Genomic DNA, 12,170 nt, shown 5'->3' with positions numbered 1-12,170 from the left:
ATAAAGCTCTGTTTGGGGGCTGCTTTTTCCAAAACAGCCTCCAAACAACTAATGCGCTACGCCTCTTCTTCCTGGAGTAAAAACAGATCCAGCGCTATCTCATCAGCCAAGAGTTTGCCGGCTTCGGTTAAGATCAGGACACTGCCTTCGCGGCGTAGTAATCTTTGGGCTTCAATCTTCTGCAGGTACGCCGTGTGGAGGGTCACCAGGTCAACGCCCCATTTCTCCCGGATGTAAGCCGTGTCGCAGCCCCAGCTCGTGCGCAGCGTGGTCATGACGTACTCGTTTACCCGGTCTTCTACGGAGAGTTCCTCTACGGTGCAGGGCAGTTGCCCGGCTTCCAGGGCCTGCACGTATTTAGGGTTGTGCGCGATGTTGAACTGGCGGCTCACGCCGTTGAAGGAGTGGGCGCTGGGACCCAGGCCCAGGTACGGCACCTGTTTCCAGTAGCTGCTGTTGTGCTTGCTCTCAAAACCCGGCTGACAGAAGTTAGAGATCTCGTAGTGCAGGAACCCGTGCCGGGCGGCCTGATCCATGAGCAGTTCAAACTGGCGGGCCACGCGCTCTTCATCGGCGGGCGAGAACTTGCCTTTCTGTACCCGACTCCCGAAGACGGTGTTGGGTTCAATGGTGAGCGCGTAGCAGGAAAGGTGCTGCACGTTCAGGGCGAAAGCTTTGGCCAGGTCTTCTTCCCAGAGCGCCGCGTCCTCGGCGGGAATGCCGTAGATCAAATCCAGCGAGATGTTGTCAAAGCCCAGTTCCTGCGCTAGTATGATGCAGTCCGCAGCCTCAGCGGCGGTATGCGGACGGTTCATGAGCTGCAGATGCGGATCATGGAAAGACTGCACGCCAATGCTCAGACGGTTAATACGGGTCTGCCGTAGGGCCTGCAGTTTCTCTGGCGTGAGGTCATCGGGGTTGGCTTCCAGGGTGATCTCGGCGTTCGGGTTTACCGTATGTTTCGCGTAAATCGCCTCCAAAAGACCGTTCAATTCGTCTACTGATAAGATGGATGGCGTACCGCCCCCGAAGTAGATGGTATTGATAACCTCGCCATTGAGGTAGTTCTGCTGAAGGTCTAGTTCGCGGTGCATGGCCTGCAGAACTTGCTCTTTCAAGCCCATAGACGTACTGAAATGGAAATCGCAGTAGTGACAGGCTTGTTTGCAGAAAGGGATATGAAGATAAATTCCGGCCAAAGTATGGTTAGGCTAGCGAAAGCGTTTAGAGTAAATGAAAACGGCGGTGCGATAATTTGTCGGCGCAAGCCGTACCTTTAGAAACAATGAAGAGGAGGTCTAGTTCCCGTCTGTACCAAAAGAATGTCCTGCAAAGATACGCATTTCTGGGGCTGCTCCTGGGTTTGCTGCTTTTGGGCCGTGTGGCGCAGGCGCAGGACAAGAAAGTGGTGGTGGAGGTATCGTCGGTAGACCCCGATGCCGTAAAGATCTGGCAGCGCCTGCAACCCAAACTCTCTGTCAATGATTCCCTGAAGCTGCAGCAGGACCTGCGCGGCTGGCTGGCCCGGGTGCAGGAAGAAGGCTACCTCACGGCCTCCATTGACAGCCTGCACCGCCGCAATGACTCCCTCTGGCTGCACGTGTACGTGGGCCGACCCTACAGTTGGGCCTCGCTCAAGAACGGGAACGTTGGCGAGGGTTTGCTGGAGAAAGTGGGCTTTAGGGAGAAGCTCTACAGTGGTCAGCCTTTCCGGCCCGCCGAGTTTGCCCAACTGCAGCAGAGTTTGCTGCGCGAAGCCGAGAACAGCGGTTTTCCTTACGCCGCCGTGCAGATTGATTCGCTACGCCTCTACAATGATTCTTTGAGCGGTGTGCTGCGCGTAGTACGCGGACCTCTCATGCTCATTGATTCGGTGCAGATTGTGGGCTCCAGCCGTATGCAGTTGCGCACGCTCTACCGCTATACCCAGATCGCTCCGGGTCAGCCGTATTCTCTTCAGCGCATAGAAGCCGCCATGCGTGCGCTCCGGCAGTTGCCGTTTGTGCGCATCACCGGCGAGCCCCAAGTTTTGTTCGCGAAAAACCAGGCCCGCGTGTACTTCTTCCTGGATGAGAAAAAAGCAAACCAGTTTGATGGCATCATTGGGTTTCTGCCTGATCCCAATTCATCGGCGGCCAAGCTGTTGATTACCGGCGAGGTGAACTTGCAGGTGCGCAACCTGCGCGGCAGCGGAAAACAGATTGGCCTGCACTGGCGCAAAGTGGAACGCAACTCGCAGCTCCTGGATGTGGCGTACCGGCACCCGCACTTCTTTAACTCGCCGTTTGAGGTGGCAGGTCTGTTCCATCTCTACAAACAGGACACTTCCTTTCTGAACCTTCGGCCGAGGCTGGAGATTGCCTATCCGCTTTCCACTACCAGCCGGGTGACGTTCTTTGCCGAGGTAGTGAGTTCGCAGCTGCTCTCGCCCGAAGCCCTGCGGCAGCGCACCTCAGATTCCTCGGCCATTGACGCCAACTTCACTTCCTACGGCTTGGCCTACGCCTGGGGCAACCTGGATGATCTGTTCTTCCCGCGCCGGGGAACCCAGGTGTTTTTCCAGGGGGCTGTGGGCAACAAGCGGGTACAGCGGAACGCCCGGGTAGAAGCCAGCTACTATGACACGCTGCAGATGAAGACCTCCCAAATCTCTCTATCCGGGCGGGTGGAGCGGTACTGGCCCGTGTCCAAAAACGGGGTGGTGCTCACGCGTCTTCGGGCCGAGGGACTGGTGAACCAGCGCCTGTACCTGAACGAGCTGTTCAGGTTGGGTGGGCTGGGTTCGCTCCGCGGCTTTGATGATTATGCGTTTTACGCCTCCTCTTACGCCGTGAGTACGCTGGAGTATAGGTTGTATACCGGGCAGGATTCGTACGTTTTTCTCCTGTATGACCAGGGATATCTGCGCCGCGACCTAAAAAATGAAAAAAATATTCAATGGGCCAGCGGCGTAGGCGGCGGCATCAGCTTTTCCACGGGAGCCGGTGTGTTTCAGCTAGTTTACTCCGTGGGGAGGACCTCGCAAGAGGGTTTTAGCCTCTCCAGAGGCAAGATTCACTTCGGGATTACGGGCCGTTTTTAGAAAAACTTTTGCAAAGGATTTGGAGCGTATAGAAAAAGCCCCTACATTTGTATTACAAACAGTGCGGGATGGAGCAGTTGGTAGCTCGTTGGGCTCATAACCCAAAGGTCACAGGTTCGAGTCCTGTTCCCGCTACCTCAGATAAAAGCCTTGTAAGGAAACTTGCAAGGCTTTTTCGTTTTTGCGCTTCTTTGGTAGGTTCCTGCCGTGTCTATGAAACGATTTCCTTATCAAACATCTTCCATACAGTTTTCCTAGGCAAATCTATTCAGCTTTGTTCCCCAGAGACTAGCTAGAAACTGCGAAGAGAAATACTACCTTTATCTCATTCCCGAAACAGCTTGTGTCAGGCAATGCCTAAGCTGAAATGGGTGAATTGTAAAACCGCGATACCTGTAAGCTTTATGAGATTTAAAAGAAGCCTCCTTTTTCTCTTGTTGATAGTAGGTGTAACTACTGCCATTCAGGCGCAGGAGTTAACAATAGGGTCGTACAATCTGCGGTATGACAGCCCAGGCGATACGGGAAACCTGTGGGTGAACCGGGCGCCTGTGGTAGCTGCCCTCATCCGGTTTCATGAATTTGATGTGCTGGGTACCCAGGAAGGATTAAAGAACCAGTTGGATGACCTGAGCAAGGCGCTTCCTGAGTACGACCGCTACGGCGCAGGCCGGGATGACGGCAAAGAGAAAGGCGAGCACTCGGCCATCTTTTTCAGGAAAGATAAATTCAAGCTGTTGAACAAAGGTGATTTCTGGTTGTCCCAGACACCCGATAAGCCCTCGTTGGGTTGGGACGCAACCTGCTGTCATCGTATCGTGTCGTGGGTGTATCTGCAAGACCTCGCCACAAGGAAGAAGCTGTATGTGTTCAACGCCCATTTTGATCATCAGGGAATGCAGGCCAGAAGAGAAAGCAGCAAGCTGATTTTGCGTAAAATCCAGGAAATAGCCGGAAAAGAGCCGGTGGTCTTAACCGGTGATTTCAACGGGGACCAAGCAAGTGAGTGGTACCTGACCATTGCTGATTCAGGGGTGCTGAAAGACACGTTCAGGCAAGTGAAATACCCTTACGCCAACAACACTTCATTCAACGGATTCAAACAGCAGTTCGACGGAAAGGAAATCATTGACCACATTTTTGTTACCAATGCCTTTGAGGTGAAGAAATGGGGAATCCTGACAGATACGTACCATGGCAAATTCCCATCTGACCATTTCCCTGTCTTGGTGAAGGTGACGTATGGTGCCAAGTGATAGGTTTAAAAGCAGGCTTTAGACCTTAGTAGTTTAAGAATAATAGGCGAAAGTTAGCGCCAGGCTAGGCTCCTGAAAATAGGCAGTTTTACGAATTTTGCCCTTAAAATGCCTTCGGTGCTGCAGATTACAGATAGGTAATCATTTATTTTCAGTATTCTCGCCAGAGAAAGATTGGGCGAAGGTAAAGGAAACGCCTAAGCGGGTGTATTAATAGGTTCTTTCAGCCAGGCCAAAGCCGTAATCTTACTAGAAAACTCCTTTGTGGTCATTTCGCCTTGGCCTTCGGCCCTTCTGTAGATCTGTTCTACCGCCGTGCGGTTAAAAAAATCTTCAGATACCAATACGGCATTGCGCCTTAAGGCAGACTGTTGCAATCGGGGCATAATGTGCTCTACAAACCACTCCTGGTCTACCGGCCGGATGGCTTTCATCTGTCTATTATCGCCGAGCCATCTTAACAACTTGCGTCCCTCTATTAACTCAATGCAGTTTGTGATAGCTTCCCGGAACTCCTGGCTGTTTAAAAAACCAGACCATACAGCCGTGCCTAGCTGCAACTCCTCCTCGAAAGTGATAGTAACTACATGGTTCTGGAAGTAAACGGTTGCCATTAATAAGAGTGTTTAAGCTTGTAAGTAACTGACAAATATAATCCTCCTTTCCCTACGGATAACGATAAGTTTAAGCTGAATCTGAAATTTTCTGCTCTTACAAGTGCCTAACCACCAGCTTTGCCCTGCCTCCGGAATGCTTAAGGCGTGGAAGTAACGCTATTCCTGAAATTCAACTAAGAATCAAATGAATAAACCCTACCCTCTTCCTCTCCGCGTCATGGCCTACAACAGGCAATTCAAAAACAATGAATCATTGATTTTCCTGAAAGAGGGTGCAGACCCAAATGAAGCCTCCAGCTACACCAGTTTGCTTTACCAAAGATACCTAGGCGAGGGAGCTGCGCTGGAAAGAGAGGGTGGGCTTTATCTTTTCTCCAGGAAGATAATTCACCCAGCGGGCATGCTTATAAGGGCTCTTACCTTCTTGCAGGTACTGTTCTATCTGGAATACTATGATGAGCTTAGAAAGAAGAGGCTCCTGGAGACGACTGCCCTTATTAAGAAGTATCATGAAGAGCAGAAAGCCAAAAAACTAGCCAAGGAGCAAGAGGAAACCAAAGGCTTTGAGCTGGAAGAGCGTGAGGGCGTGACCTTTATCAAGAACACCAATTTTGTGCTGAGCAAGTTGATGTAGACAGACTCTCTTCCGCTTTTTACCCAATGTCTACTTCTTCCCATTGGCCATGCCCGCTTCTGCCAGAAGCAGGAGCAGGGCGCGTTGGGTGCCCAGGTACGTGTTCTTAGGCACAAACCACTCTTCCAGTGCGTGCGCCCCTCCGCCGGTACCGCCGCTCCCGATGGTCACCGCCGGAACGCCTTTGGAGAACGGGATATTGGAGTTGGTAGAGCCTACGCGCAGGGTAGGTTCGGTGCCCAGGAGGCGGGTGGCGGCCAGGGCGCGTTGGGCTAGGGCTACGGTGGGTTCCATGCCGCCCGCCGGACGGTCGCCAATCAGTTTCACGTCTACTTTCAGGTCTGCCCCGAGGCGCTTCATCTGGTTTTCTTCTTGCAGCGCCCGCTGCACGGCGGCCTGCAGAAGCTTGTCCAGACCGGCTACCCTCTCGGGGCTCTCAGAACGCATGTCCACTTCCATCCAGGATTCAAACGGTATAGAGTTCACTGAGGTGCCTCCGCCAATCACCCCCACGTTGTAGGTAGCCCTGATGCCTTCTTTCGTGTATTTATCGGCGTCTACCGCGAAGTAGTGGATGGCCCTGCCCAGGGCATTATGCGGATTCACCAACCCGAACGCCCCGGAAGAGTGTCCGCCGGGACCTTTGAAGGTGATGCGGTAGCGGTGCGATCCCAGTCCGCGGTTGGTCACCGTTCCCAGGCCGGTGCCGTCCACAGCGATGTAGGAAGCTATGTTTTTAGGCCCTTTTTCTGAAAACAGGTGCTTAACGCCCCGCAGGTCGCCCAGGCCTTCTTCGCCCACCGTCCCGATGAACAATACATTCGCCTCGGTTTCAATGCCGGTTTTCTCCAGCGTCCTCAGTACCTGCAGCACCATGGCCAGACCCCGGGTATCATCCGCGATGCCGGGCGCCCGCAAGGTATCACCGTTCTGCCGCACCTTTACATCGGTACCCTCGGGGAAAACTGTGTCCAGGTGCGCCTCCATGACTACCGTTTTCTGCCTGTTTTTTCCTTTTCTAAGCGAAAGCACGTTGCCCACTTCATCGGTCCAGACTGAGTCTGCGCCGGCGGCCCGCAGCATCTCGGCAAACTTCCTGCCGCGTGCTTCCTCTTTGAAAGGCGGCGCCGGGATCTCCGTGAGGGTGATCAGATCCTGGTGCGTCTGTGGTTCCAGATCCATGATCACCTTGAACGCGTTCTTCACCGCCGCATTCTTGGCTAGGGCTTTTATCTCGTTCTCGTAGCGCTTGTCCACCGGGATGGGTTTCTCGGCGGTGGTGGTTTGGGCGAAGGCCGATGAAGTCAGGCAGATAGCGAGGGAGGCAGGCCGCAGCCCGCGGAGGAAAGTTCTTTTCATAATATCATCGGGCTGGCCCAAAATTCAAGGTTTGGTTGCAGCCGCACGCGCACTGCAGAGGGTAATTAAAGATACAGCGGCCGAAAGGCAAGTACAAGCGACAGGCTAGAAACGTGCGCCCATGATGGCGCCGATGGTTTCTATGCCCTCCCAGAGGTACTGGATGCGCACGTTCTCGTTCTCGGCGTGCTGGTTGTTGTCATAGTTCACGATGGGCACAGTGATGACCTTGGTGCCCAGAATCTCCTCAAAGAGGTACAGTGGCAGGCTTCCGCCCATAGACGGAATCAAGACCAACGGCTCCCTGGTGGTGGACTGCACCGCCGCCTGGATGCTCCTGGCGATGGGCAGGTCCATGGGCGTGCGCTGGGCATTGTAGCCGTGCTCCACGGTGACCTTGATGAGGTTAGGGTATTGGCGGCGGTCCTCCTCGGTGGGTTCCCGGTCGATGACCTGAAAGCCCTGGCTTTTGATGTGGGAAATCACCTTCACTGCCTGTCTCCGGTAATCGTTGCCTTTTACCAAACGCAGGTCCAAAACAGCATCGGCTTTGGTGGGAATTACGTTGCTGGCCATGGCCCCTACGTTGGCACTCTGCAGGCCGTTGATGTTGAGGGTGGGTTGCATGATGGCCTCGGCTAGGGGGCGATCTGCAACTTCTGGGGAGTGGACGCCGAGCTCTTTTTTCAGTTGGGCATCCTGGTCGGGGATCTGGGCCAGGGCTTTCTGCTCGGTGGCGGTGAGCGGCGTGACATCATCGTAAAAACCTTTCACCAGCACCTTACCTTTGTCGTCTTTCATGGAGGCCAGCAGTTGCGCCAGCTTCAGAGCTGGGTTGGGTGCCCAGTTGCCGTAGTTGCCGCTGTGCAGCGGACGTTTGGCGCCGTAGACGGTGAGGTGCATGTTTACATCACCGCGCACGCCGTACACAATGGTTTTCCGGCCGGAGACGTGTCTGGGGGCATCAATGATGATCCAGAGATCGGCCTGCAGTTTGGCTTTGTGCTGCCGGAAAATCTCGTCCAGGTGAATGGAGCCCACTTCCTCTTCGCCTTCAAACAGGAATTTGATGTTCGCGTTCAGGCGCTTGCCTGTCTTGGCCAGCGCCTCGTAGGCATTGAGGATGGCCATGACGCCGGCTTTGTCATCGGCGGAGCCGCGGCCCAGGATGCGCCAATCGGGGTTCACGGCCTCGCCAGGCTTGTATGGACCTATGATTTTGCCTCCACTTTCCAGCGGAGCGGTGATGAGCACCGGCTTGAAAGGCTCCACGCTCGCGTACCATTGTTTGGGGTTCACCGGTTGCCCGTCATAGTGCGCGTAAAACCCGATGGTCTTGGTAGCGCCGGGCGTCTTGATCTCGCCGAACACCGCCGGTGTCACGCCCGCCGTGGTGCCGTTCAGCAGTTCGGCTTGGATGCCCCGGCTACTCATCATCTCCTGGATGAATGCGGCGTTCTTCCTGATGTTAAGGGTGTCTGACGAAACGTTGGGGATGGAGAGAAACCGGATATATTCTTCCATGATCCTCCGGTCGTTCTTGACCAAGTACGCCGGGATGGTCTGCGCCTGCAGCGAAGGTGCGAGGCAAAGGAAAAGTAAACCGATGGTACTGGAGATGCTGAACTTCATGCTTGGAATCTGTTTTGCCAAATAAAGCGAAAAGGAGCCACAAAACGGTATTTGCCAGAATCTGCCTTGCTCTATTTGTGTCTAGTGTGATGACTCCAGAAAAGATTCCCTGTTTATTTCCAAGGTTTCCAGCTTTGGATGGTGGCCGAGAGCCCTGCCCCTGCTCAGTTGTAGATGTCTCACCTACCCCTGGTGCGCAAGAAATCAAACAGAGTCTTTTATATTAGGGAGGATTAAACATCCTTAGAGATTCGCTTATGGCAAAGAAAATAAAAGGGAGACGGGACTTTCTGAAAACCTCGGGCTTGGCAACGATTCCTTTCCTGCTGCCCACCAGTCTGTCCGCCTCGGGTGGGTTTGCTGATTACGCCAAAAAAGAGGAAAGTATCAACTTCGTGACGGATGGGGCCATGACCTCGCCGCTGGAGTACGCCCGGGAACTGCAGGCTATCGCCGAGAAGTACCCCGATACCTCGGACGCCTACGCCAAAGGCGGCGCGGTCTCCCGTTTAGAGGCCGAATTTGCGAAACTGACCGGAAAACAGAAAGCCATCTTCATGCCCTCGGGGACCATGGCCAACAACCTGGCCTTGCGGGTGCTGAGCGAAGGCAAGAGCAAAATCTTTGTGCAGGAAACGAGCCACCTCTACCGCGATGAGGCCGATGCCGCCCAAACCGTGCACAGCAAGCGACTGGTGCCGGTGGCGCCGGGCAAAGGGGAGTTCAGCCTGGCTGATCTGAAAGAATCCATCACCTACCACCAGAAGGGCGAAGTTTTCCAGAGCGGCATCGGGGCCATTTCCATTGAGAACCCTGTGCGCAGAGCCGATGGGCAGGTTTTCTCGCTGGAGGAGATCAGGAAGATATCGGGGTATTGCCGGGAGAACGGCATCAAGCTGCACCTGGACGGCGCAAGGCTGCACCTGGCCTCGGCGTACTCTGGGGTGCCCATCCGGGAGTATTCGTCTTATTTTGACACCGTTTATATCTCGCTTTACAAGTACTTGGGTAGTAAAGGTGGTGCCATCCTGGCCGGTGATGCCGCGGTGATTGACCAGATGCCGCACCTGATCAAGGTTTTCGGGGGCAACATCTACCAGAACTGGCCATATGCCGCCGTGGCGCTGGACAAGATCGGCAACATTGAAAGCCTGCTCCAGAAATCCCGCGCCAAAGGTGACCAGTTGATGGCCCTGATGAACGCGTCCGGGAACATGAAAATCAGCCCTGTCCAGAATGGCAGCAACGTCTTCAACCTCCAGATCACCTCGCCGGTGAATTATGAGAAGTTCGCGGCCTACCTCAAAGAGAAAGAGCAGATCCAACTCCGGATGCCCGACAGCCAAGGCGTGATCAAGTTCTTTGTGAATGAGACCATCCTGAGGAGAAGCAACGAGGCTATCCTGGCCGTGCTGAAAAAAGCGATTGGTTCGGCCATGGCTTAGGAGGTTTGCGTTTTAGCCTTGTTTTCGGGAAAAAGGGCCTAAACGGCTGGTGGCAAGGCGCACCTTCCGCAGAAAATCTCTTTTGTCCACCAGTCCCTCGGTTTTTTATGATTACCTTCCCTTATATAAACAAAACCTACATGAAACGCTTTTTTACGCTTCTTCTCTGCCTTGGGGCTGTGCTTTCTGCCTCGGCGCAGCAGACCCAAAAACCGCCTTTGCACGGCAAAAACTGGATGGCCATCACGGGTAAGCCCCTGGCGGCGACTGCCGGCTCCATGATTTTCCAGAAGGGCGGAAACGCTGTGGATGCCGCCTGCGCCATGCTGGCCGCCACCTGTACCATGTGGGACGTGCTGAGTTGGGGCGGCGAGACCCAGGCCCTCATCTATAACCCGAAGACGAAGAAAGTCATCGCCATCAATGCCATGGGCGTGGCGCCCACCGGGGCTACGGCGAAGTTCTTCAAAAGCAAAGGCTATAATTTTCCGCCGGAATATGGCCCGTTGGCCGCTACCACTCCCGGCACTCCCGGAGGTCTGTTGTACATGCTGGCCAACTACGGAACCCTGAGCCTGGAACAAGTGCTGGCGCCGGCTATGGAAATGGCAGCTGGTTACCCCATTGAGGCCCAGACCGCCAACAGCTTTGAGCGCGAGAAAGAGCGCCTGAAGCAGTGGCCTTACAGTAAGAAAGTGTTCCTGACGCACCCCGGCGAGAAAAGGGAAGCCCCTGAGGCCGGTGAGATCTTCGTGCAGAAAGACCTGCTGGCTACCCTCACCAAGATGGTGGAAGCCGAGAAAAACGCCCTCAAAAACGGGAAGAGCCGCAAAGACGCCATCATGGCCGCCTATGACCGTTTCTACACCGGTGATATTGCTAAGGAGTTTGTGCGGGGCTGTCAGGAGCAAGGCGGTCTGATCACCATGCAGGACCTGGCTAAATGGAAACCGCTGGAGGAAGAACCGCTCTCCGTCAACTACAAAGGCATTGACGTGTATAAACTGCAGCAGTGGACCCAGGGACCCATGCTGTTGCAGGCTCTGAATGTGCTGGAGAACTTCGATCTGAAGGGCATGGGTCACAATAGCGCCAAGTATATCCACACGGTGTACCAGGCCATGAACCTCACCTTCGCCGACCGGGATTTCTACTACGGCGACTCTTACTTCGCGCCGCAGGAACCCATGAAGGGCCTGCTCAGCAAAGAGTACGCGAAACAGCGGGCCTCCCTCATCCAACCCGACCGAAACAATCCCAATATCGGGCCCGGAGATCCTTACCCGTTTGAGGCAAAAGGGGCCAAAAACCCCTATCTGAAGCTTCTGAAGCAGAGGGGCTACGAACTGGATACCACCAAACGGAACTTCGCTCCTACCCATGACATCCGGAACGGCTCTTCCATGTCCGATTACCAGCAAAGGCTGTGGCTAGGCACTACTACCGTAGAGGCCGCCGATAAAGAAGGTTGGGTGGTGTCTATCACGCCGAGCGGTGGCTGGAACCCGGCTTGCATTGCCGGTAATACGGGGGTAGGCATGAGCCAGCGTATGCAAAGCTTCGTGCTGGATGCGGAGTTGAACCCATTCAACGTAGTGGAGCGGGGCAAAAGACCAAGAGTTACCTTAACGCCTTCCATGGCCCTAAAAGACGGCAAACCCTTCCTGTCCTTCGCGGTGCAGGGCGGCGATACCCAGGACCAGAACCTGCTGCAGTTCTTCCTGAACGTAGCGGAATTTGGGATGAGCGTACAGCAGGCCTCAGAGGCAGCTAACTTCAACACAAATCAACTCTGGCTGAGCCTGGGCGGCACTAAAACCGAGGACCGCAAACCCAAACCCGGCCAAATCCTCCTGCATGACAGCACCCCTGAGGCGGTGCGCGAGCAACTGAAGAAGATGGGTTACATCATGAGTTTTGATGACCGGACAAGCGGCCCTATCAATGCCATCTACTTTGACTGGAAGCACGGCAGCTTCTGGGGCGGCTCCAGCAATCATGGCGAAGATTATGGAATAGGTTGGTAAGAAGTTTACCCCTTTCAATGAAGCCTTTTAAAAGGTAAACTTACTTCGGATAAATTTTTCAGCGATGGCCCTGCGGCGCTCTCTTAGTGAAGAGCGCTGCAGGGCCATTTTTTAACAT

At 54.4% G+C, this 12,170-nt stretch carries 9 protein-coding genes and 1 tRNA gene; 6 read left to right on the top strand and 4 right to left on the bottom strand.

What is annotated here, in order from left to right; genetic code table 11:
- Positions 1-56: 56 nt before the first annotated feature.
- Entirely contained in the window at positions 57-1,199 is a 1,143-nt protein-coding gene (hemW, locus tag J3P34_RS15855; RefSeq protein ID WP_210489634.1) for a radical SAM family heme chaperone HemW, read from the bottom strand.
- A gap of 86 nt (positions 1,200-1,285) precedes the next feature.
- Between hemW and J3P34_RS15850 the strand changes: the two genes are divergently transcribed.
- The 3 genes from J3P34_RS15850 to J3P34_RS15840 all read left to right on the top strand — a co-directional run bounded on the left by J3P34_RS15850 (position 1,286) and on the right by J3P34_RS15840 (position 4,338).
- Positions 1,286-3,082, top strand: coding sequence for a BamA/OMP85 family outer membrane protein (locus J3P34_RS15850; RefSeq protein ID WP_210489633.1), 1,797 nt, complete (start codon positions 1,286-1,288; stop codon positions 3,080-3,082).
- A gap of 62 nt (positions 3,083-3,144) precedes the next feature.
- Positions 3,145-3,217, top strand: a tRNA-Met gene (locus J3P34_RS15845).
- A gap of 269 nt (positions 3,218-3,486) precedes the next feature.
- Positions 3,487-4,338, top strand: coding sequence for an endonuclease/exonuclease/phosphatase family protein (locus tag J3P34_RS15840; RefSeq protein ID WP_210489632.1), 852 nt, complete (start codon positions 3,487-3,489; stop codon positions 4,336-4,338).
- Positions 4,339-4,535: 197 nt separating this feature from the next.
- Here the strand turns inward: J3P34_RS15840 and J3P34_RS15835 are convergent, their stop codons facing one another.
- Entirely contained in the window at positions 4,536-4,952 is a 417-nt protein-coding gene (locus J3P34_RS15835; protein WP_210462207.1) for an STAS/SEC14 domain-containing protein, read from the bottom strand.
- Positions 4,953-5,139: 187 nt separating this feature from the next.
- On the opposite strand from J3P34_RS15835, the gene J3P34_RS15830 reads away from it, so the two are divergent.
- Complete coding sequence (locus J3P34_RS15830) at positions 5,140-5,589, top strand: hypothetical protein (protein ID WP_210489631.1); 450 nt, start codon at positions 5,140-5,142, stop codon at positions 5,587-5,589.
- 30 nt (positions 5,590-5,619) lie between these two features.
- Here the strand turns inward: J3P34_RS15830 and J3P34_RS15825 are convergent, their stop codons facing one another.
- Both J3P34_RS15825 and J3P34_RS15820 read right to left on the bottom strand, forming a co-directional pair.
- Positions 5,620-6,948, bottom strand: coding sequence for a M20/M25/M40 family metallo-hydrolase (locus tag J3P34_RS15825; protein ID WP_210489630.1), 1,329 nt, complete (start codon positions 6,946-6,948; stop codon positions 5,620-5,622).
- Positions 6,949-7,053: 105 nt separating this feature from the next.
- A complete protein-coding gene (locus tag J3P34_RS15820; protein WP_210489629.1) occupies positions 7,054-8,580 on the bottom strand; it encodes a M20/M25/M40 family metallo-hydrolase in 1,527 nt (508 codons plus the stop codon).
- A 305-nt stretch (positions 8,581-8,885) separates the two neighbouring features.
- Here J3P34_RS15820 and J3P34_RS15815 point away from each other — a divergent pair, with 305 nt between their 5' ends.
- On the top strand, positions 8,886-10,025 hold the full coding sequence (locus tag J3P34_RS15815; protein ID WP_210489628.1) for a threonine aldolase family protein: 1,140 nt from the start codon (positions 8,886-8,888) through the stop codon (positions 10,023-10,025).
- 140 nt (positions 10,026-10,165) lie between these two features.
- Complete coding sequence (locus tag J3P34_RS15810) at positions 10,166-12,052, top strand: gamma-glutamyltransferase family protein (protein ID WP_210489627.1); 1,887 nt, start codon at positions 10,166-10,168, stop codon at positions 12,050-12,052.
- Positions 12,053-12,170: the final 118 nt, after the last annotated feature.

This window comes from Rufibacter aurantiacus, assembly GCF_017916345.1.
GTDB classification, from domain to species: domain Bacteria; phylum Bacteroidota; class Bacteroidia; order Cytophagales; family Hymenobacteraceae; genus Nibribacter; species Nibribacter roseolus.
The sequence above is the reverse complement of the archived record's forward strand: the minus strand, read 5'-3'. Positions and strand labels throughout refer to the sequence as shown.